The 21,282-nt window shown below is 67.0% G+C and carries 19 protein-coding genes; 14 read left to right on the top strand and 5 right to left on the bottom strand.

What is annotated here, in order from left to right:
* Nucleotides 1-107 precede the first annotated feature (107 nt).
* The 5 genes from ACQ5J0_RS03970 (at nt 108) to ACQ5J0_RS03950 (ending at nt 4,091) form a co-directional block, all read left to right on the top strand.
* Nucleotides 108-1,553 carry a cytochrome ubiquinol oxidase subunit I gene (locus ACQ5J0_RS03970; protein ID WP_462569226.1) on the top strand — a complete coding sequence of 482 codons (1,446 nt, stop codon included), beginning with the start codon at nt 108-110 and terminating at the stop codon, nt 1,551-1,553.
* Complete coding sequence (cydB, locus tag ACQ5J0_RS03965) at nt 1,553-2,560, top strand: cytochrome d ubiquinol oxidase subunit II (protein WP_462569224.1); 1,008 nt, start codon at nt 1,553-1,555, stop codon at nt 2,558-2,560. The genes ACQ5J0_RS03970 and cydB overlap by 1 nt, the downstream gene beginning before the upstream one ends.
* Nucleotides 2,560-2,694 carry a DUF2474 domain-containing protein gene (locus ACQ5J0_RS03960; RefSeq protein WP_462569223.1) on the top strand — a complete coding sequence of 45 codons (135 nt, stop codon included), beginning with the start codon at nt 2,560-2,562 and terminating at the stop codon, nt 2,692-2,694. Before cydB ends, ACQ5J0_RS03960 begins: the two co-directional genes overlap by 1 nt.
* Before the next feature lie 99 nt (nt 2,695-2,793).
* A complete protein-coding gene (locus ACQ5J0_RS03955; RefSeq protein WP_462569222.1) occupies nt 2,794-3,372 on the top strand; it encodes a TIGR04282 family arsenosugar biosynthesis glycosyltransferase in 579 nt (192 codons plus the stop codon).
* Complete coding sequence (locus ACQ5J0_RS03950; RefSeq protein ID WP_462569221.1) at nt 3,369-4,091, top strand: glycosyltransferase; 723 nt, start codon at nt 3,369-3,371, stop codon at nt 4,089-4,091. Before ACQ5J0_RS03955 ends, ACQ5J0_RS03950 begins: the two co-directional genes overlap by 4 nt.
* A gap of 18 nt (nt 4,092-4,109) precedes the next feature.
* Here ACQ5J0_RS03950 and ACQ5J0_RS03945 read toward each other — a convergent pair whose 3' ends face one another.
* Entirely contained in the window at nt 4,110-5,126 is a 1,017-nt protein-coding gene (locus ACQ5J0_RS03945) for an SDR family oxidoreductase (protein WP_462569220.1), read from the bottom strand.
* 10 nt (nt 5,127-5,136) lie between these two features.
* A complete protein-coding gene (locus ACQ5J0_RS03940) occupies nt 5,137-6,189 on the bottom strand; it encodes a methyltransferase domain-containing protein (RefSeq protein ID WP_462569219.1) in 1,053 nt (350 codons plus the stop codon).
* 76 nt (nt 6,190-6,265) lie between these two features.
* Here ACQ5J0_RS03940 and ACQ5J0_RS03935 point away from each other — a divergent pair, with 76 nt between their 5' ends.
* The 3 genes from ACQ5J0_RS03935 to ACQ5J0_RS03925 all read left to right on the top strand — a co-directional run bounded on the left by ACQ5J0_RS03935 (nt 6,266) and on the right by ACQ5J0_RS03925 (nt 9,253).
* Nucleotides 6,266-7,684 (top strand): dihydrolipoyl dehydrogenase family protein, encoded by a 1,419-nt coding sequence (locus ACQ5J0_RS03935; RefSeq protein ID WP_462569218.1) that lies wholly within the window; start codon nt 6,266-6,268, stop codon nt 7,682-7,684.
* Nucleotides 7,642-8,664 carry a radical SAM protein gene (locus ACQ5J0_RS03930; RefSeq protein WP_462569217.1) on the top strand — a complete coding sequence of 341 codons (1,023 nt, stop codon included), beginning with the start codon at nt 7,642-7,644 and terminating at the stop codon, nt 8,662-8,664. Before ACQ5J0_RS03935 ends, ACQ5J0_RS03930 begins: the two co-directional genes overlap by 43 nt.
* A gap of 73 nt (nt 8,665-8,737) precedes the next feature.
* Nucleotides 8,738-9,253 carry a DUF421 domain-containing protein gene (locus ACQ5J0_RS03925; protein WP_462569216.1) on the top strand — a complete coding sequence of 172 codons (516 nt, stop codon included), beginning with the start codon at nt 8,738-8,740 and terminating at the stop codon, nt 9,251-9,253.
* A 6-nt stretch (nt 9,254-9,259) separates the two neighbouring features.
* On the opposite strand, the gene ACQ5J0_RS03920 is transcribed toward ACQ5J0_RS03925, so the two are convergent.
* Entirely contained in the window at nt 9,260-9,943 is a 684-nt protein-coding gene (locus ACQ5J0_RS03920; RefSeq protein WP_462569214.1) for a queuosine precursor transporter, read from the bottom strand.
* Between the two features lie 131 nt (nt 9,944-10,074).
* On the opposite strand from ACQ5J0_RS03920, the gene ACQ5J0_RS03915 reads away from it, so the two are divergent.
* The 6 genes from ACQ5J0_RS03915 (at nt 10,075) to ACQ5J0_RS03890 (ending at nt 17,862) form a co-directional block, all read left to right on the top strand.
* Nucleotides 10,075-11,394, top strand: a complete 1,320-nt coding sequence (locus ACQ5J0_RS03915) for a NupC/NupG family nucleoside CNT transporter (protein WP_462569213.1) — start codon at nt 10,075-10,077, stop codon at nt 11,392-11,394.
* A gap of 13 nt (nt 11,395-11,407) precedes the next feature.
* Nucleotides 11,408-12,337: an isopenicillin N synthase family dioxygenase gene (locus ACQ5J0_RS03910; RefSeq protein ID WP_462569212.1), complete on the top strand. Its 930-nt coding sequence runs from the start codon at nt 11,408-11,410 to the stop codon at nt 12,335-12,337.
* A 250-nt stretch (nt 12,338-12,587) separates the two neighbouring features.
* On the top strand, nt 12,588-15,059 hold the full coding sequence (locus ACQ5J0_RS03905) for a TonB-dependent receptor (RefSeq protein WP_462569211.1): 2,472 nt from the start codon (nt 12,588-12,590) through the stop codon (nt 15,057-15,059).
* 144 nt (nt 15,060-15,203) lie between these two features.
* Complete coding sequence (locus ACQ5J0_RS03900; RefSeq protein ID WP_462569210.1) at nt 15,204-15,947, top strand: energy transducer TonB; 744 nt, start codon at nt 15,204-15,206, stop codon at nt 15,945-15,947.
* Between the two features lie 65 nt (nt 15,948-16,012).
* On the top strand, nt 16,013-17,047 hold the full coding sequence (locus tag ACQ5J0_RS03895; RefSeq protein WP_462569209.1) for a mannose-1-phosphate guanylyltransferase: 1,035 nt from the start codon (nt 16,013-16,015) through the stop codon (nt 17,045-17,047).
* Nucleotides 17,044-17,862, top strand: a complete 819-nt coding sequence (locus tag ACQ5J0_RS03890; RefSeq protein ID WP_462569208.1) for a class I mannose-6-phosphate isomerase — start codon at nt 17,044-17,046, stop codon at nt 17,860-17,862. Before ACQ5J0_RS03895 ends, ACQ5J0_RS03890 begins: the two co-directional genes overlap by 4 nt.
* 162 nt (nt 17,863-18,024) lie before the next feature.
* On the opposite strand, the gene ACQ5J0_RS03885 is transcribed toward ACQ5J0_RS03890, so the two are convergent.
* Nucleotides 18,025-20,592 carry an HWE histidine kinase domain-containing protein gene (locus ACQ5J0_RS03885; RefSeq protein ID WP_462569207.1) on the bottom strand — a complete coding sequence of 856 codons (2,568 nt, stop codon included), beginning with the start codon at nt 20,590-20,592 and terminating at the stop codon, nt 18,025-18,027.
* A complete protein-coding gene (locus tag ACQ5J0_RS03880; protein WP_462569206.1) occupies nt 20,589-21,107 on the bottom strand; it encodes a biliverdin-producing heme oxygenase in 519 nt (172 codons plus the stop codon). Before ACQ5J0_RS03880 ends, ACQ5J0_RS03885 begins: the two co-directional genes overlap by 4 nt.
* Nucleotides 21,108-21,282: the final 175 nt, after the last annotated feature.

The following is a 21,282-nucleotide window of genomic DNA, read 5'->3' as shown; positions in this document are numbered from 1 at the left end:
ACTTGTTTCAAACCCGTCTGTTCCGCCGGCGCTCGCTTGCATTTTATGCACCTCCGCCTGCGGCATTTCCGCTACGGAGAAAAATGGCGTAGGCTTATATCCTCGTCATGTTCGACCAATTCGACGCCCTGCTCCTGGCCCGCATCCAGTTCGCCTTCACGGTGAGCTTCCATTTCATATTCCCGTCGTTCTCGATCGGGCTGGCGAGCTATCTGGCGGTGCTCGAGGGTCTGTGGCTCAAGACCGGCAAGCCGATCTATCTCGACCTGTTCAAGTTCTGGCTCAAGATCTTCGCGATCACCTTTGCCATGGGCGTCGTCTCGGGCATCGTGATGAGCTACCAGTTCGGGACCAATTGGTCGGTCTTCTCCGACCGCGCGGGGCCCGTCATCGGCCCGCTGATGGCCTATGAGGTGCTGACCGCCTTCTTCCTCGAGGCGGGGTTCCTGGGGGTCATGCTGTTCGGGATGAACAAGGTCGGCAAGAAGCTGCATTTCGCCGCTACGCTGATGGTGGCGGCCGGTACCTTCATCTCCGCCTTCTGGATTCTCTCTGTCAACAGCTGGATGCAGACTCCGGTCGGCTTCGAGATGGGCGCCAACGGCCAGTTTCTCCCCGGCGACAGCTGGGCGGCGATCGTCTTCAACCCCAGCTTCCCCTACCGGCTCGCGCACACGCTGCTCGCGACCTATCTCACCACCGCCTTCGTGGTCGGCGGCGTGGGCGCCTGGCACCTGCTGCGCGACAGGACCAATCTCCACGCGCGCAAAATGTTTTCGATGGCGCTGTGGATGGCGGCGATCGTCGCTCCGGTGCAGATCTTCGCTGGCGATCTGCACGGGCTCAACACGCTCGAGCACCAGCCGCAGAAGGTCATGGCGATGGAGGGGCATTACGACAGCCACCCCGATGGCGCGCCGCTGATCCTGTTCGGCATTCCCGACAGCGAGGAGAAGCGGGTCCACTATGCGCTCGAGATTCCCAAGCTGTCCTCGCTGATCCTCAAGCACGATCTCGACGCCCCGCTGGCCGGGCTCGACACCATCCCCGACGACGAAGAACCGCCGGTGGAGATCGTGTTCTGGTCGTTCCGGATCATGATCGGCATCGGCTTCGCCATGCTCGGGCTGGGCCTGTGGAGCCTGATCGCGCGCTGGCGCGGCAGACTCTACGACTGGCGGCTGCTGCACCGCGCGGCGCTGGTGATGGCGCCCTCGGGCTTCGTCGCGGTGATCGCCGGCTGGATCACCACCGAGGTCGGCCGCCAGCCCTATGTGATCTACAATCTGATGCGCACCGCCGATGCCGCCAGCCCGCTCGACGCTCCCGCGGTCGGCGCATCGCTGGTCGCCTTCGTGCTGGTCTATTTCGCGGTGTTCGGCGCGGGCACCTGGTATATCCTGCGGCTGATGAGCCATTCCCCGCATACCGGCGAGACCGGGGTCAAGCGCGGCGACAGCGGGCCGATCCGCACCGCGGGCATCACTCCCGGCCCGGCGCAGAACCCCGGCCATTCTGAGACGCTGCCGCGCAATCGCGAGGAGGCGGAATAATGGCCGTGAACGTCGATCTCACCACCGTCTGGGCCTTCATCATCGCCTTCGCGGTCTTCGCCTATGTCGTGATGGACGGGTTCGATCTGGGGATCGGCATCCTGTTCCCGACCTTCGAAGTGGGGCCCGAACGCGACCGCGCGATGAACTCGATCGCGCCGGTGTGGGATGGCAACGAGACCTGGCTGGTGCTGGGCGGCGGCGGGTTGTTCGCGGCCTTTCCGCTGGCCTATGCGGTGATCCTGCCCGCGACCTATCCGCTCATCATCGCCATGCTGCTGGGGCTGGTGTTCCGCGGGGTGGCGTTCGAGGCGCGCTGGCGCGACCCGGGCCACCGGCGATACTGGGACGCCGCCTTCACCGGCGGCAGCATCGTCGCGGCGATGGCGCAGGGGATGACGCTGGGCGCGCTGCTGCAGGGGATCGAGGTGGTCGATCGCGGCTATGCCGGCAGCTGGCTCGACTGGCTGACCCCCTACACGCTGCTCACCGGGGTCGGCACGGTGGCGGGCTATGCGCTGCTGGGTGCCGCCTGGCTGGTGTGGAAGCTCGACGGGCCGAGCCAGGAGCACAGCCGCAAGCTGGCCAAGCGCGCCGCATGGGCTACGTTCGTCCTGATGGGCGCGGTCTCGCTCTACAATCTGCTGCTCAATCCCGAATACGCCGCGCGCTGGCTGAGCGCGCCCGAGATCTATTACGCCGCGCCGATCCCGATCCTGACCGGCATCATCGCGCTCGCGCTGCTGCGTGCGCTGAGCGTGGAGCGGCACAGCAAGCCGTTCTGGCTGTCGCTGGCGCTGTTCCTGCTCGGCATGGCGGGGCTGGGGGTGACCATGTGGCCCAATGTCGTGCCGCCCGACATCACCATCTGGGATGCCGCCGCGCCCGAGCGCAGCCAGATCTTCATGCTAATCGGGGTGGCGATCACCATGCCGCTGATCATCGGCTACACCGCCTGGGCCTATTGGGTGTTCCGCGGCAAGGTCGGCCACGAAGGCTACCACTGATGGCGGCTCCCGAAGAGCGACCGCCAGAACGTCCTCTATGGCAAAGGCTGGGCTGGATGGCGGCGATCTGGCTGGCGAGCGTCAGCGTACTGGGCGCGGTGGCCTGGGTGATCCGGTTCTGGCTCAACGGCTGAATTCCCGAGGCTGGAAGGCCTTTGCAACGTGGCTGCCCTGTGCAATCGGCCTGCGATGATCCCCGCACCCACCTGCACGCCGCGAGGCGCGCTCCAGCCATGAGCGCGGCACGGCTCACGATCTTCGCGCGCTGGCCCGAGGCGGGGCGGGCGAAGACGCGGCTGATCCCCGTGTTGGGGGCCGAGGGTGCTGCCGCGCTCTATCGCCGCCTGCTCGAACACACGCTGCGCGAGGCGCGCGCCAGCGGGTTGCCGATCGAATTGCGCGTGACCGGGAGCGAACCGGCGCGGTTTCACGACTGGCTCGGCGGCGATCTCGCAGTCGTCGATCAGGGCGAGGGCGATCTGGGTGCGCGGATGGCGCGGGTGCCGGCGCCCGCGATCCTGATCGGCAGCGACTGCCCCGATTGCGACGCCGCCATGCTGCGCCGCGCCGCCACCGCGCTGGAGCGTTCGCCCGCGGTGGTCGGCCCCGCCAGCGACGGCGGCTATTATCTGCTCGGCATCAAGCGCCCCATGCCCTTCCTGTTCCACGAGATGGAATGGAGCACCGAGCAGGTGCTCCCCGAAACGCTGCGCCGCCTCGCGCTGCAGCGGATCACGCCCGCCATGCTCCCCGAGCTCGGCGATATCGACACGCCCGCCGATCTCGCGCGCCATCCGCGCTTCGCGCCATGAGCGTCACCCTGCTGGTTGTTGCGCTCGACGAGGAACGGGCGCTGCCCGCGCTGGTCGAGCGGCTGGCCGCGCTCGAACCGAAGCCGGCGGAAGTGCTGCTGGTCGATGGCGGCAGCATGGACGGCACCGTTGCGATCGCGCGCGAGGCGGGCTGGCGGATCCTGGCGGCGGAGCGCGGCCGCGCGCTGCAGATCAATCGCGGGGTCGCGGCGGCGCGCGGCGATCTGGTCTGCGTGCTCCACGCCGACACGCTGCCCCCCACCGACATGGTCGCGGTGATCGAGCGGACGCTCGCCGACCCGCAGACCGCGTTGGCGAGCTTCACCCCGGTGATCCGCGGGCCGCAGGGCACCCGCTGGGTTACGACCGCGCACAATTGGGCCAAGACCTGGTACGCGCCGCTGCTCACCCGCCCGCATCTGTTCTTTCAGGGGGTACGGCTGCTGTTCGGCGACCACGCGATGTTCTTCCGCCGCGCCGAATTCCTCGCGCTGGGCGGCTGCAACCCCGGCGACGCGGTGATGGAAGAGGCCGATCTGTGCGTCAAATTCGCGCGGCTGGGGCGGATCCGGATGGTCCCCCGCATCGTCGAAACCTCAGACCGCCGCATCGCCGCCTGGGGGCCGCTCAAGGCTAACTGGATCTATTTCAAGGTCGGCATGCTCTGGGTCTTCGGGCTGCGCAGCCGGATGGCCAAGCATTACCCTGACTTGCGTTGACCGAAAGCCGATCCGCAGTCACTCCGCCGGGAGGAAGCCCACTTCGATGCAGTGGTCGATCAGGCGGCGGATGTAGGCTTCGCCGGTCGGCGGACAGGCGCGACCTGTGAGGGTGCGGAAAGCCGCGTCGTCGAAGCGCGGGTCGCGCTGGAAATAGCTCGCGTAGAGCCCGGCGATGCGGCGGAACAACCGGCGTTCGAGCGGGGCGAGCGCGGCGGGGTCGAACTGCTCGGGCGGCACCAGCGCGGGCTGGTGGAAATGCGGATAGGAGCCGATCGCTTCGGCGAAGCGCTCGACGGGGAGCGGCTGGCCCGAGACGAGGTGGTAGGTGCCGCCCGCGGCCTGCGCCATGCGTTCGGCGATTGCGATCACGCCATGCGCGACATGATCGATCGGCACGAAATCGAGCGTTGCGCCCTGGGTCGCGGGCATGGCGCGCACGCGGCCCTCGGCGATCAGCTTGAAGGCCGCGTAGGTGGTGTCGAACTGGCGGACCACGCCGCTGGTGCTGTCCCCCAGGACGATCGAGGGGCGCGCGACCGCCCAGCGCAAGCCGCTTGCCCGCACCAGCCGCTCGCCCGCCGCCTTGCTCGCCTCGTAGCCGTTGGCGAAACCGCCCTCGGGCAGCGGATCGTCCTCGCGCACCACGCCGTCGCGGGTGCCGCAGACATAGGCGGTGCCGATGTGGAGATAGGCCATGCTGCCGGCCTCGGCCAATGCCAGCGCGTGGCGCGTGCCCTCGACATTGACGGCGCGGTAGTCGGCCTCCTCGAGATCGAAGCGCACCGTCGCGGCGCAATGGATCAGCAGCTCGTGCGCGGCCGCGACCTGCGCAAACTGCGCCGCGTCCCAACCGAAGCGTGGCAGCGCGACATCGCCCGGCAGCGTACCGGCAACCGGCACAGGCGACGCGTCGTTGGCGCGGATTTCGCGATTGGTGTGGACCAGCGCGGTGACGCCATGCCCGCCCGCCACCAGCAGCCGGCACAGCTCGCCGCCGAGCAGACCGGCGGCGCCGGTGACGAGGATCTTCATCGCCGCGCGCTCAGCAGCAGGGCGCAGCGGGGCGGGGATCGCTGCCGGCCGCGCCGAAGGGCACCGCCACGCCGCAATCGGGGAAGACCCCGTAATGCGTCGAGAAATCGCCGATGAAGTCGAAATGCCCGGCAAAGCGGGTGTCGGCGAGCATCATCCAGCTGTTGCCGCAGATCGGGAAGATGCGCCCCGCCTCGATATTGTGGTGGCCGTCGAGTTCGAACATGCGCTCCTGCCCCGGGACGGTCCCCTTGTAGCGCACCACCTGACCGTAATCCTCGCACTGGCTTTCCAGCCCCTCGAGCTTGAACAATCGGTAGGTCGCCGAATGGAACGCGATCCCGGCCAGCTTGTCCTGCAGCGCGGGATCCTCGATCCCTAGCGGGCGGCTGGTCACCAGCCGCGGATCGCGGAACCCCGCGGCCTTCGCCAGCGCGACGAAATCGCCCCAGTAGAGCGCACCCGACAGGCATTCTCCGTGCAGCACCGGGTCGTCGCGCAGATCATCGGGCACGCGGCGTTCGGCGTAGACATCGGAGAAATAGAGCTCGCCGCCAGGCTTGAGCAGGCGCCAGGCGGCGTCGAACACCGCGCGCTTGTCGGCGACCAGATTGATCACGCAATTGGAGACGATGACGTCGAAATGTCCCTCGGGCAAGCCGAGCTCCAGCAGCTTCTCGATATCGCCCTTGAGAAAGCGGGTGTTGGCCTGCGCATAGCCAAAGCGCTCGCGGTGCCAGTCCTCGTGGCAGCGGGCGACATCAAGCTGCTCAGGCGTGGCGTCGATCCCGGTGACCGAGCCTTGCTCGCCGACCATCTGCGCGAGCACATAGGCGTCCTGCCCGCTGCCCGAGCCCAGATCGAGCACGTGACAGCCCGCGATCGCCTGCGGCGCAACCAGGCCGCAGCCGTAATAGCGCGCGCGGACGTCCTCGTGGACGTTGCGCAGCGCGGCGAGCACCGCAGTCGGCGGCGCCTCCGCGGTGCAGCAGGCATCGGTCCTCAGATCGGCGGAGCTGGCGAGCACCTTGCCGTAGTAATCCTGCGAGTTCTGGAGATTCATCGGGCGTGCGGGTCCTGCCGTCGTGAAGGGGGGCTTCGGGCTCGCTTTGTCAGCATAATCGGCTAGGGGGCAAGCCATGAACTTCACCCATGATGTTATCGTGATCGGCGGCGGCGCTGCCGGGCTCACCGCGGCGGGCGGCTGCGCCCTGTTCGGGCTCGAGGTCGCGCTGATCGAGGCGCGCGAAATGGGCGGCGAATGCCTCAACGACGGCTGCGTGCCGTCCAAGGCGCTGATCGCCGCCGCCAAGCGCGCGCAGGAAGCGCGCACGCCCCTGCGCCACGGTGTCCTGCTGGCCAAGCCGCGGGTCGACTGGCGCGGGGTCCATGCGCATATCCACGACGCGATCGCGAAGATCGCCCCGCATGATTCGCAGAGCCGCTTCGAGGAGATGGGCTGCGAGGTCTTCCGCGACTGGGCGAAAGTGACGGGCAAGCACACGATCAGGGTCGGAAAGCGCACGCTGTCGGCGCCGCGGATCGTGATCGCCACCGGATCGCGCCCCGCGCTCCCGCCGATCGATGGGCTGGCCGCTGTGCCCTATCTTACCAACGAGACGCTGTTCGACCTGACGCAGCAGCCCGAGCATCTGGTGGTGGTCGGCGGCGGCGCGATCGGGATGGAGATGGCGCAGGCCTTCCGCCGTTTGGGGAGCGCGGTCACGCTGGTAGAGCCCGGGCCGCTGCTCGCGCGCGACGACGCCGACCATGTCGCGATCGTCCGCAAGGCGATGGAGGGCGAGGGCGTGCGCTTCGTCGCTGGCAAGGCAAGCAAGGTCGAGCCGCAGGGCGAGGGCATCCGGCTGCATGTGTCAGGTGGCGAGGCGATCGAGGGGTCGCACCTGCTGATCGCGACCGGGCGCGAGGCCAACGCCAAGGGGTTCGGGCTGGAGGAGATCGGGGTCGAGATCGGCCCCAAGGGGATCGTGGTCGACGAGCGGCGGCGCACCTCGCTCAAGCACATCTACGCCATCGGCGATTGCCGCGACGGGCCGCGGCTGACGCATGTCTCGGGCTACGAAGGCTCGAACGTCGCGCTCGAGATCACGCTGGGCCTGCCCACCAAGGTGAACTGGTCGGCGCTGCCATGGTGCACCTATACCGACCCCGAGGTGGCGCAGGTCGGGCTGACCGAGAAGGCGGCGCGCGCGAAGCATGGCGACGCGGTGAGCGTGGTGGTCGAGCGCTTCGACGACAACGAACGCGCGATCGCCGATGGCGACACCCTTGGCCAGCTCAAGCTGGTGCTCAAGGGCAAGAAGGTGCTGGGCGCGAGCATCGTCGGCAAGCATGCGGGCGAAATGCTGCTGCCCTTCAGCCAGTCGATCACCGGTAAGAGCAGCACTTTTGCGCTCGGCTCGGCGGTGATCGCCTATCCGACGCGCAGCGAGATTTCCAAGGCCGCGAGCTTCGCCGCCTGGGAACCCACCGTGTTCGGCGAATGGCCCAAAAAATGGGCGGGCACGCTGGCGAAGCTGCGGCGGCGGATGGCGTGAGCCGGGTTGCGACCCGCAACGCGCCCAGCGGCCCTTCGCCCTTCCAGGTCGAGGCCCCCGCGCTGCCGGTGGCGAAATTCGCCGATCCGAACTGGACCGCTCAGGGCGAACCCCGCGCCAGCGTGCCGCTGACCCGCCTGGAGACACTGTGGCTCAACACCGGCACGCTGTGCAATCTCGCCTGCGCGAGCTGCTATATCGAGAGCAGCCCGACAAACGATGCGCTGGTCTATCTGACCCGCGCGGCGGCGCTGCCCTTCCTCGACGAGGCGGAAGCGCTGGGTACGCGCGAGATCGGCTTTACCGGGGGCGAGCCCTTCATGAACCCCGACTTCCTGCCGCTGCTCGAGGATGCGCTGGCGCGGGGCTTCGCTGCGCTGGTGCTGTCCAACGCGATGAAGCCGATGCGGCGGCACGAAGCGGCGCTGCTCGCCCTGCGCGCGCGATACGGCGCCAAGCTGGTGCTGCGGATCAGCCTCGATCATCACACGCAGGCGGTGCACGAAGGCGAGCGGGGGCCGCGCAGCTGGGGCCCGGCGATGCAGGGACTGCGCTGGCTCTCGGACAATCGCTTTGCGGTCGCGGTCGCGGGGCGGCTGGTGCCGGGCGAGGACGAGCGGGAGGCCCGCGCTCATTACGCCGCGCTGTTCGCACGCGAAGGCATCGCGGTCGATGCGCTGGACCCCGCACGGCTGGTGCTGTTTCCTGAAATGGACGAGGCAGCGGATATCGCCGAGATCACCACCGGGTGCTGGTCGATCCTCGGCAAATCGCCAGCCGAGGTGATGTGCGCGACCAGCCGGATGGTGGTCCACCGCAAGGGCGAGGCTGCCCCGCGCGTCGCGGCCTGCACGCTGATCCCATACCACCGCGATTTCGATCTCGGTGACAGTCTCGCCGAGGCCTCGGGCGAGGTCGCGCTCAACCACCCGCATTGCGCGCGCTTCTGCGTGCTCGGCGGGGCGAGCTGCTCGGCCTGATCGCGCCCACGCGCGGATAGCTTTGACGCCTCGTGGATTAAGCTGTCAGGCGAACAGAAGAGGGGGCGAGACCATGTTTTTCGACGACATCATACTGGATATAGCGAGCCGAGCGCTGGTGCTGTCAACCATCGGCGTGGCCTGGGTGGTGGTGCTGATCCGCATCGTCGGGCTGCGCACGCTCTCGAAGATGACCAATTTCGACTTCGTGATCACCCTCGCGACCGGGTCCCTGCTCGCGGGGCTGGTCCAGGCGACGGCTTGGACCGGCTTCTTCCAGGCGCTGCTGGCGATGGCGGCGCTGATCTTCCTGCAGTTCCTGCTGGCAAGGCTGCGGCGCAGTTCCGATCGCATCGAGGCCGCCATCCAGAACGGACCGATGTTTCTGATGTACGACGGCGAATTCATCGAAGAGGCGCTCGAGGTTTCGCGCGTGGCCAAGAGCGACGTTCTCGCCAAGCTGCGCGAATCCAACGCGCTCGAGATGGGCAAGGTCCGCGCGGTGGTACTGGAGACGACCGGCGACGTCTCGGTGCTCCACGGCGACCGACTGGATGAGCGCGTGGTCGAGGGCATCGAGCGGCCCTAGGCGCGGTCAGCCCTCGCTGCGGTCCAGCCGCTTCGCCAGCGCCACCGCGCCCACGATCAGGAACGGCACCAGCACCATGCTGAGCACGACCTTGGCGATCGCCTGACCGATGATCAGCGGCACGATATCGCGTTCGCCGCCGAATGCGAGCGTGATGAAGATCACCGAATCAAGCGCCTGGCTCAGCGCCGAGGCGATCGCACCCCGGATCATGAGGCTGACTCCGCCGCCGGAACCGCCCGTGCCGCGCAGGCGCGAGAACAGCCAGATGTTGAGCAGCAGCGAGACGGCGTAGGCGACGGGGCCCGCCGCCATGATCCGCGGCGTGGTCGCATGGATCAGCTGGAACGCGGCCAGCCCTTCGGGCCACATCGCGGGATCGGCGGGCAGTTGCAGCACCAGCAGGATCAGCATGATCGACACCGCCAGCGGCAGGAATCCCCACATAACCAGCCGGTTCGCGACTTTCGCTCCGTGCAGCTGCGCCGTCGCACTCGACAGGACCACAAGCACCAGGAAGGCGAAGATCCCCGCCTCGACGGCCAGTTCGGTCGGCCAGAGTCGCACCTGCTTGGCTGCAAGGAAGCCCGCCAGCACGGTCATTCCGCCATAGAGCAGAGCGAACACGAACAGCGATCGGGGGATCGACCCTGCTCCGGCGATGCGGGTCGTATCGGCAGCTTGGGTCATCTGGTCGGGTCCCGTTCGCGGAATGGGTGGAAGATCGGTCGGTTAAAGCAGGCTCGAAATTGACTAATGGGGCCATGCACGCAAGACAGCGCGCGATTTCATCCGCAATTGCCCTTACCGGAAGGCTCCGCATGCCGCCCATCGTTGCCAGTCTTATCGGTATCGTGGTGATCCTCGCGATCGCCTTCCTGCTGTCGGTGGGCAAGCGCCGCATCCGGCTGCGGGTGGTCGCCGCAGCCTTCGCGCTGCAGGCGCTGATGGCCTTTCTGGTGCTGGCCACCAGCGGCGGGCGCGCGGTGATCCAGGCGATGTCCAACGGAGTGGCGGCGCTGCTCTCCTATGCCGACCAAGGCACGCAGTTCCTGTTCGGGCCCAACGAGACCAACCCGCTCGCCAACACCTTTGCGCTGGGCGCGCTGCCGGTGATCATCTTCTTCGCCGCGCTGGTCTCGATCCTCTACCATCTCGGCGTGATGCAGCGGGTGGTGCGCTGGGTCGGCGGCGCGATCGGCTGGGTGACGGGGATTTCCAAGGTCGAATCGCTTGGCGCCGCCGCCAATATCTTCGTCGGCCAGTCGGAGAGCCCGCTGGTGGTGCGCCCCTATCTCGCCGCGCTGTCGCCCTCGCGGCTCTTCACGCTGATGACCGTGGGCATGGCGGGCGTCGCAGGGACCATCCTCGCCGCCTATGCCGGGCTGCTGGGCAATGAATACCTCCCCTTCCTGCTGGCCGGCGCCTTCATGTCGGCACCGGGCGGGATCCTGATGGCCAAGATCATCATGCCCGACGAGGACGAGCCCTCGCCCGAGGCGGAGGGGCGCCTCGACCTCCCCGAAAACCGCATCAGCGCCGATGGTCCAGCCGCGCTGGTCGAAGGCGGCAAGGCGCACGAGGTCGAGATCGCCGAGACCTTCGAGGAAGGTCACAAGCCCGCCAACATCATCGAGGCGGCGGCCCAGGGCGCGCAGACCGGGGTCAAGCTGGCGGTCGCGGTCGGCGCGATGGTGCTCGCCTTCGTCGCGCTGGTGGCGCTCGCCAACGGCCTGCTCGGCTGGGCCGGCGGACTGTTCGGCTATCCCGCGCTCTCGTTCCAGATGGTGCTGGGCGCGCTGTTTGCTCCGGTCATGTTCCTGATCGGCATTCCGTGGGAGGATGCCGGGATCGCCGGCGGATTGTTCGGCACCAAGATCGTGCTCAACGAATTCGTCGCCTTCATCGAACTGGGTGCGCTCGATGTCGGCACCATCTCCGACCGCAGCCGCGCCATCGTCATCTTCGCGCTGTGCGGCTTTGCCAATTTCAGTTCGATCGCGATCCAGATGGCGGTCACCGGGGGGCTTGCGCCCAACCAGCGCCCCGTTATTGCGCGGCTCGGCCTGCGTGCGCTGGCCGCCGGTTCGCTCGCCAATCTGATGAGCGCGGCGCTGGCGGGGCTGTTCCTGCCGTATTGATAGGGTTTGTGCCATGTCCGACATCGCCAGTGTTTCGATTGCCCGCCCGCTCGAGGAAGTGGCGCAGGAACTGGGGCAGAGCTTCGAGGAATACGGCTTCGCGGTGATCCGCGATCACGGCATCCCGCAGGCGCTGATCGATCGCGCGGAGGAAATGTCCAAGGCCTTCTTCGCGCTGCCCGACGAGGACAAGCGCGCCTACCACATCCCCGGCGGCGGTGGTGCGCGCGGCTACACCCCCTTCGGCACCGAAAAGGCCAAGGGCGCCGAAGTGCAGGATCTCAAGGAGTTCTGGCACGTCGGTCGCGAACTGCCCGAGGGGCATGAACTGAGCGAGTTCATGGCGCCCAACATCTGGCCTGGCGAAGTTGATGGCTTCCGCGCGACCTTTACCGAGCTCTACGCCGCCTTCGAGGAGGCCGGCGCGCGCGTGCTCGAGGCGATCGCGCTCCATCTCGGCCTGCCGCGCGGCTTTTTCGCGCCCACCGTCGAGGACGGCAATTCGGTGATGCGGCTGCTGCGCTACCCGCCGCTCGAGGGCGAGGGCGCCGAGGGCGCGATTCGCGCCGCGGCGCATGGCGACATCAACACGATCACGCTGCTGCTGGGCGCCGAGGAAGCCGGGCTCGAATTGCTCACCACCTCCGGCGAATGGCTGGCGATCGATCCCCCCGAGGGCGCGCTGGTGGTCAATATCGGCGACATGCTCGACCGGCTGACCAACGGGAAGCTGCGCTCGACCACCCACCGCGTGGTCAACCCGACCGGCGAGGCCGCCTACCGCGCGCGCTATTCGATGCCCTTCTTCCTGCATTTCCGCCCCGACTACGTGATCGAGACGCTTCCCTCCTGCATCAATCCCACCGCACCCGAGGCGCACCCCGAGCCGATCTCGAGCCATGATTTCCTGATGCAGCGGCTGCGCGAGATCAATCTCGCCTGAGGGGATTCGCGCTCGGGCCATTGTGGCTGCGGTGCAACACCGCCGAAAGTTCCCGCGGTGTGTCCCGTCGGGCACACTTTCAACGCACTGAAATACCGTCCGTTTTTGCGGCCTTTCGCTCTTGCAGCATAAACCCACGGCGCGTGTCTTTATCATGTCACATAAGAGTCGCTTGGGAGCGGCGAGCCCGCTAACGGCGGGACGCGAATTTCGTTCCCCAGTCCCATTCTCGAGTAGAAGGTCCATCTCGATGAAGATCAAATATCTCCTGGCGGCTTCTGTAGTCAGCCTCTCCGCCGGCTTCATGAGCTCCGCGGCACACGCCCAATCCACCGGGTCGGTCGATTTTGAGGAAGACAATGTCATCATCGTTTCCGGTGCGCGCGAACAGGGCGTCGGCGGGATCGAGCTTCCCAACACAACCAAGGCAACGCAGGTACTCGGCGAGGAAATCATTCGCCGCCAGCGCCCCGGTCAGACCGTAAATGACATTATCAACCTGGTGCCGGGCGTAAGCTTCCAGAACAACGATCCCTGGGGTTCGGGGGGCGGTGGCTTCACCATCCGCGGCTTCGGCTCCGACCGCGTTTCGCAGACAATCGACGGCCTGCCTCTCAACGATTCCGGCAATTACGCGCTCTACACGAACCAGCAGATCGATCCCGAGATTCTGGAAGAAATCAGTGTGAACCTCGGCGTCACGGACGTCGACAGCCCGACCGCATCGGCAACAGGCGGCACCATCGCTCTGCGCACCCGTGAGCCTAGCGACGAATTCGGCGTCATTGCCAATGCGAGCTACGGCAACATCCTCGCTGACGGCGCAGGCGACCGTCCTTATACCCGCGCATTCGGAATGATCGACACCGGTGATCTCACCGGGAAGGGAACGAAAGCTTTCGCTTCGGCCTCCATTACCAAATACGACAATCCGTTTAACAATTACGGCAAAGTCGAAAAGCAGCAGTATAACGGCCGTATCTACCAGGAACTCGCCAATGGCGATTTTATCTCGGTGGCGGGCCACTACAATGAGAACCGCAACAACTTCTTCGGTTCTTTCCCGATCCTCGCTATCCAGGAAGCAGTGGACGCCGGGGACAAGGATGGTCGTTTCTACGAGATCAACTATCCGTGCCAAATTCCCGCGACGCAGGTCGGCGGGGCTTTCGGTGCTGGCACGCCCGGTCTGGCCGACACGTGGTCCGACAGCAGCAGCAGCGGAAATTGCGGCGTCGAGTTCGACCGCCGGTACAACCCGTCCAACACGGGCAACATCCGCGGCGCGTCGCTGTTCACTCTGAACGACAAGCTGACACTCACCATCGATCCCAGCTATCAGTATGTCAAAGCCAATGGCGGTGGTGTGGAAGATCTCCGCGAAGGTTTCAGAACGATCGGCGGCGTTGATTACACCGGATTCCTTGGTGGCGGCTACTACTACGGACGGGACCTCAACAATGACGGCGATCTGCTCGATCGCGTCGCGGGTCTCGACCCCAGTCAGACCATAACGAATCGCTATGGAGTGGTCGCCAACCTCATCTACGAACTCAACGACACCAACCGCTTCCGTGTCGCCTATACCTGGGATCGTGCGCGTCACCGCCAGACCGGCCAGACGACGTTCCTGTTTCCCAATGGCGAGCCCTACGATGTATTCCCGGTCAATGATCCGCTCGAGACATCCGATGGGTACGCCCTGAACAAGCGGGATCGTCTGTCCTATGCGATCCTCCATCAGGTTTCCGGCGAATATCGCGGTGAGTTCGGCGATCTGACAACGGTGGCGGGCCTTCGCGTTCCTTTCTTCAGCCGTGAACTGAACCAGAACTGCTACACGACGTCGGCATCGGGCTTCGTCGATTGCATCGGCAATCAGGACGGCACTGCCTACGAAGCAGCAAATCCCAATGCGGCGCTGCCGCAGTCGCGTGAATACAATTACGACGACATTCTGCCCAACATTGGTTTGACGTATGATCTGGGTGCAGCGTCGCTGTTCGCCAACTACGCAAAGGGACTTTCGGTGCCCGGCACCGATCCGCTGTACGACTCCTTGTTCGTGGCCGATATCCGGGAAGCGGAGCCGGTTCCCGAAACCACGGACAGCTTCGATCTCGGCGTGCGCTATCGTCTGGGCCAGTTCACTGCGCAGCTGGCCGGCTGGTATACGCGCTACGACAATCGTCTGGCATCGGCATACGACCCCATCCTGGACGAGACTGTCTTCCGTAATCTCGGCCGCGTCGACAAGTACGGACTCGATGCCTCGATCGCATGGAGCCCGACCTCGAACACGCTGCTCTATGTTTTCGGCTCGCTCAACGAGTCGGAGATCAAGGACGATGTCGAGGGCGAAGACGGTATCCTTGACACCTCGGGCAATCGCGAGAGCGGCACTCCCGAGTTCACGGTCGGTGCCCGCGGTCAGATCGCACTTGGCCCGGTCGAACTTGGCGCTCAGGTGAAGCACACCGGAGAGCGTTTCGTGAACGATCTGAACACCGATGTGATCTCCGGTTACACTCTCGTCGATCTCGATGCGCGTTTCGTGATGGGCGAATATCTGCCCGGTCGTGAAGCCGCGATCCAGATCAACGTGTCGAACCTCTTCGACGAGTTCTATGTCGGCAGCTTCGGTGGCTCGCTGGACGGCGTTCCCTTTGCCCAGCTCGGGGCCCCGCGTGCCGGCAGCATCTCGCTGATCATCGGCTACTAACCCGAACCATCCGTTCTGCACTCGGGCGGATGAAAATAGGCGACGTCACCTTAGGGTGACGTCGCCTTTTCCGTTCTGTCGCCCAGGGATTCTTGTGACCTCGAAAAAGGAACCGGAAGCGAGAGTCATTGGTTTGCTCATGATATGCCTTCGGCCAGCCAATCCTTTTCGACCGGACGCAAGCCGCGCCCGGTCATTCTCGCAGTCGTCGCTCTGATCCATGTCGCGCTATTCTACGGGCTGATCCGCGCGCTCGCCCCCGGCGCGGTGCAGAGGGTCGAAAACTCCGTGGTCGCTGCTTTCTCGGTCACTGTGACCACGCCCGAGGAAACACCCCCGCCGCCGCCGCCGCCCGAGGCCGAACCCGAGCCCGACGAGGGCGAGCAGGGCGATCCGGGGCGCGATGCCGTTCCGGCGCCGATCGCCGCGCCAATCCCCGAAATCCGCCTGCGCGAGGATCCGCCAATGCCGCGCGCCACCTCTACCGGCACCGCTCCCAGTTCGGGCGCGCAGCAGGCGGGCGAGGGTACGGGTGCGGCAGGCAGCGGTCAGGGGACCGGCAGCGGGCGCGGCGGGCAGGGCCGCGGCGGGATCGTCGCGACGCGGCCGGTCAAGATAGCCGGCGACATCAATGCGGCTCGGGACTTCCCGATCCCCGAGGGCGGGCGGCAGGCGCGGTTCGGCAATTCGGTGACCGTGGCGATGACTGTGGGCACCGATGGCCGCGCGCGCGATTGCCGTATCGTGCGGCCAAGCCCCGACCCGGAAGCCGATGCGATCGTCTGCCGGCTGGCGCTCGAGCGCTTCGTCTTCCGCCCCGCCACCGACGAACAGGGCAATCCGGTGCCCGCCACCTATGGCTGGCGGCAGGACTGGTTCGCGCGTTAAAGCGGGCTTTATCATCCGGTGCTAGGCACTGGCGCAGTTCGCAGGAAGGGCGCTAGAGGCGGGGCATGTCAGCAATTCATCCGGTCATATTGTGCGGGGGCAGCGGCACGCGGCTGTGGCCGCGCAGCCGGGCGGCGCGGCCAAAGCCCTTCCTCGATCTGCTCGGTGGACGGACGCTGTTCCAGCGCAGCCTCGACCGGGTGTGCGATCCGGCCCGCTTTGCGCCGCCGCTGATCGTGGCGGGGGCGGCGCATGTCGCCGCGATCGAGGAGCAGGCGGAGACGAGTGCCGGCGCGCGTTTGATGGTCGAACCGGAACCGCGCAACACCGCGCCTGCCATCGCGCTGGCGGCGCATGCGCTGGCACCCGACGACATCATGCTGGTCTGCCCCAGCGATCACCACATTGCCGACGAGGCGGCGTTCCTGGCCGGGACCGAACGCGCCGCGCATCTCGCCCGCGAAGGCTGGCTGACCGCCTTCGGGATCGCTCCGACCGAGCCTGCGACCGGCTATGGCTACATCCGGATCGGCGAGGCGCTGGCGGGCGGTCACCGGGTCGACCGCTTCGTCGAGAAGCCCGACCGCGCCACCGCCGAGGCCTTTCTGGCGAGCGGCGATCATGTCTGGAACGGCGGCATCTTCTGCATGCAGGCCGGGCGCTATCTCGAGGAACTCGCGCGCCACCGCCCGGCGCTGGCGGCCAGTGTCGCCGCAGCAATGGCGCAAGGCGAACACCGGGGCTGGCAATGCCATCCGGCGCCCGCCCCCTTTGCCGCGATCGCCGGAGAATCGATCGATTACGCGGTGATGGAGAACACCGATCGCGCCGCAGTGGTCTCCGCCGACATGGGCTGGTCCGACATCGGCAGCTGGGATGCGGTGCTGGCCGCGCGCGCGCGCGATGCTGCGGGCAATTCCGCCACCGGCCGCGCCGATCTGGTCGATTGCCGCAACGTCCTGGTCGAAAGCGACGGGCCGCGGGTCTCGGCGATCGGGCTCGAGGATGTGGTGATCGTGGTCGATGGCGACGAGGTGCTGGTGACCACGCGCGCGGGGGCGCAGGCAGTCGGCAGGTTGACGGGAGCGAGCGGCAAATGAACCGCGATGCCGACAGGCCCGGACCGCGGCTTGCCACGCGCAGCGTCGCCAAGGTCTGGGGCCGCACGCAGCTTCCCGCGCCCTTCGCACGGGTCGAGAGAGAGCCGGTGGGTGAAATCTGGTTCGAGCCCGGAGCGATGCTGCCCGACATCCTGATCAAATACCTCTTCACCAGCGCCAGGCTGTCGGTGCAGGTCCACCCGCGCGCAGGCGAGGCGGGCGCAGGCCTGCCGGGCAAGGACGAATGTTGGCTGGTGGTCGATGCCGAGCCGGGCGCGCGGCTGGCGATCGGCTTCGACCGGCAGGTTTCGCGCGAGGAGATGCGCACGGCGGCGCTCGACGGTTCGATCGCGGAGCGGCTGGTCTGGCACGAGGCCGCGCCGGGGGATTTCTTCTACCTGCCCGCGGGCACGGTCCATGCGATCGGCGCAGGCATATCGCTGATCGAGGTGCAGCAGAACACCGACATCACCTACCGCCTGTTCGATTACGGGCGCCCGCGCGACCTGCATCTCGACCAGGCGCTCGCGGTGGCGTCGGGCGAGGTCTATCGCCGCAATCTGCAGCGCCGGATCGATCCGGCCGCGAGCGCCTGCCTGGTCGAGGGCCCGCATTTCCGTGTCGACCAGCTGGTCGGCAGGCCGGGCGACGGCTTGATGGCGGTGCACCGGGGGGCGCGCCAAGTGCTCCCGCTCGAAGGCTGGGTCGCGGTGAGCGGCGTCCCCGTCGGTCCGGGCGAGAGCGCGGTGGCACCTTCGCTGGGCGCGGTGGATTTCGCCGCCAGCCAGCGCTGCCTGGTGGTCGGAGCGGTCTAGATCGGGATGACGTGAGGGTGAATCTCCCCTCCCCTCGGGGAGGGGGCGGGGGTGGGGGAGCGCGCCGCAGGCGCGCGTCCGGGCCAGTGGCGCCGTACACCCCCACCCGGCCTCCCCCTCAAGGGGGAGGAGCAGGTCAAGTCAATCCAAGGGCATAGTCCTCTAGCCCCGCGCTTCGAACTCGGTCAGGATCCGCGCCAGCTCCTCGCGGCCATAGGGTTTTACCAGCAGCCCCGAGGCGCCCATCTCCTCGAGCTTGTCCGCCATTTCGCCATAGCCCGTCGCCAGCCAGAAGGGCACGCCCAGCGCCTTGAGCCGCTCGGCCACCGGTTCGCTCGATTCGGTACCGAGATTGTAGTCGAGCAAGGCCAGATCGAAGCGGGTCTTCTCGATCGCGTCGAGCGCCGCGCCCACCGAGCTCTGTACCGTGACCGTCTCAACCCCGAGTTCGCGCAGGCTTTCCTCGGTGTCGAGCGCGATGATCATGCTGTCCTCGACCAGCAGCATCGAACCGATCGCCGATGCGAGCGTGTCGCCGCCCTTGTCGCGCAGCCTGGCGCCCGCGGCGCGGGCCGGGGCGGGCTGGTCGTCGGGCTCGCGGCAGGTGACGAAGCGCCCGGGCACCCAAAACTCCGCCTCGACCCCGCTCAGCCGGTAGTCGAGCTGCGCGCGGCCGTTGAGTTCGAAGGGAATCGACTTCTCGATGATCGTGCTGCCGAAGCCGCGGCGCTCGGGCGGCTTGACCGGCGGGCCGCCGCGCTCCTTCCAGCGCAGCGTCATCCCGCTGTCGTCGCAATCGACCTCGATCTCGAGCGAGCCGCTGCGATCGCAGAGCGAGCCGTATTTGGCCGAATTGGTCATCATCTCGTGGATCACCAGCGCCAGCACGGTGTAGGCCTCGGGCGCGACCATCGCGTCGTCGCCGGCGATCCGCACGCGGTCCATCTTGCCGCTGACATAGGCTTCCGCCTCGGTCTCGATCAGCTCGCGCAGCGAGGCGGGCGACCAGTTCTGGCGGGTGATGTTGTCATGCGCCGCGGCGAGAGCGTTGATCCGCCCCCCGACCAGACCGGCGAATTCGTCGATCGACACCGCATCGTGGCGCGACTGGTTGATCAGCCCGCGGATCAGATTGAGGATGTTGCGAACCCGGTGGTTGAGCTCGGCTATCAGCAGCTCCTGCTGCTGCTGCGCCTTGGCGCGCTCGGCGGCAACCTCGTCGGTCAGCCGCAGGATCACCTCGATCAGAGTGACGCGCAGATTTTCGGCCAGCCGCAATTCGCCCTCGGTCCAGGCGGCGCTGCGGCCGCTGACGGTCTGCTTCCAGCTGGCGAAGCTGCGCCGCGGCGAGAGCCGGTCCCCGTCCGGACCGGCTTCGACGGGCTTTTCCGGATTGCCCGCCCAGTTTACGGTCTGCTGCAATTCCTTGCGCCACAGCACCACATAGTCACGCGGACTGCGCGAGACCGGGATGATCAGCGCGCCCGCCGCGCGGTCGGCGAAGGCCTGTGCCTGGTCGAAGCGCTCCGACAATCGCTGGCTGGCGATCACGGTGCTCGGCGCGGCGGCGTTGAGCTGCGGCCTGAGCGCGTGGAACTCCTCCTCGGTCGGTGCCGAACCGATCGCCTGGTAGTGCCCCTCGACATAGGCGCTGATGCCGTTGTGCGGCAGCGAGCGCTGGATGATCGGGCGCAGCGTGGGGAGCGCCTCGATCACCGACTGCCCGCCCACCACGGCGCGCATCAGCCGGTCGTGCAACTCGCGGCCCAGAGCGACCAGCTCGGTCTGCCGGCGACCCAGCGTGCGTTCGACCGCGAGCGAGAACAGTTCGGAGAACAGCTCGGCACCGGTGCGCAAAGTGTAGGGCAGCACCCGCGGGGCGTAGTGATGGCAGGCGAACAGCCCCCACAACTTGCCCCCGACCACGATCGAGATCGAGAGCGAGGCCTCGACCCCCATGTTGGTGAGATATTCGATATGCACCGGCGAGACCGAGCGCAGCGTGCTCAGCGACAGGTCGATCGGCTCGCCGTCCTCGGCCACTCCCGGCTCGATCGGAACCGGCGCGGCGCGGACGTCGCTGATGATGCGGAAGCGGTTGCGGATGTAGAGTTCGCGCGCCTGCTGCGGGATGTCGGTGCGCGGGTAATTGAGCCCGAGAAAGCTGTCGGTGCCCTCGGCGACCGATTCGGCGATGACTTCGCCGCTCTCGTCCGAGCGGAAGCGGTAGACCATCACCCGGTCGAATTCGAGCAGGCCGCGCAGCTGTTCGGCGGCGGTCTGGCACAGAGCGACCAGATCCCCGGCCTTCTCGAGCTGGCGCAGGATCGGCTGGACCAGCCGCAGCTGGCGGTCGATGTGATCGCCCGAATGCGGCTCGATCTCGATGATGGTCAGACCGCCGCTGGTGTGCAGCGCGCAGTCGTAGGACCGGCCGTCGCCAGTGAGATCGATATCGAACAGCCGCTCGACATCGTCGGGCCCGACCAGCAGCGAGACCGCCTTGGAGAGCTGCGCGATGGCGTTCGCGCCGAACAGCGTTCCCACCGGGTCGCCGGGCTCGGGCAGCGCCTCGAGCGCCAGCAGCGCGGCGAAATTGGCCGAACGGTGCGCCACCATCCAGTCGCCCGTCAGCGCCAGCAGCGCGCCGAAATCCTGGATCATGCCGAGCCGGTGAATCGGCTCGCGATCGCAATTGGTCCGGTCGACGGGGCGGCGTGGTTCGTTCATGTATCGGCGTTCCGGGTCTGATCGGGCAGGGCGGCGATGAAGGCCGCGAAGACGGCTTGCGCTCCGGCCACGGCGCGGCTCGCGAGCTCGTCGGAAGCGGGGCGTTCGATGCGCGCGCGCAGCCGGGTGAAGAATTCGGTCATGGCGGTGTCGGACAGGAAATGCTCCGGCCCGGTCGCGCCGATCGTCCTGCGGTGGTGTAGCATGGCGCGGTTGCCAAGCGATGAACCCGCCAGCGCCCAGACCAGGCCGATCGGGTCGGCGGTTTCGGGCAGCGCGAAATCATCGGTCGCCGGCAGCGCAACCCCGAGTTCGGCAAGATCGTGCGCGATCAGTGGCGCCTGTGCGGGCGGCGCTTCGTCGGCGGGAAGGGTCTGGGCGATCCAGCGCTCGATCGGTTCGCGTGAGCGGTACTGGGTCTGGAGGAACAGCGCGTAGCCCTCGACCGAGCCCACCGGCCAGTCGCCCATCGCCGAATCGAGCCGGTCGTGCGCAGCGCGCGTCTCGCGTTTCAAGACACGGCGAAGCGTGGAGTCGCCGGAGCGTTTCGTTTCGCGATTCGATTGCATGGCAGTGCTTCCCCAAGAACAGGGGAACCGGACGACGTCAATGCCAAGGGACCCGAGATCGCACGCCTGCGGCGTGCAACGGGCTAGAGCGCCTAGGGTCCCGATCGGTTCCGATAAATTT

This window comes from Qipengyuania sp. SM2512 (assembly GCF_054954005.1).
This window is presented reverse-complemented; position numbering and strand designations above follow the sequence as displayed.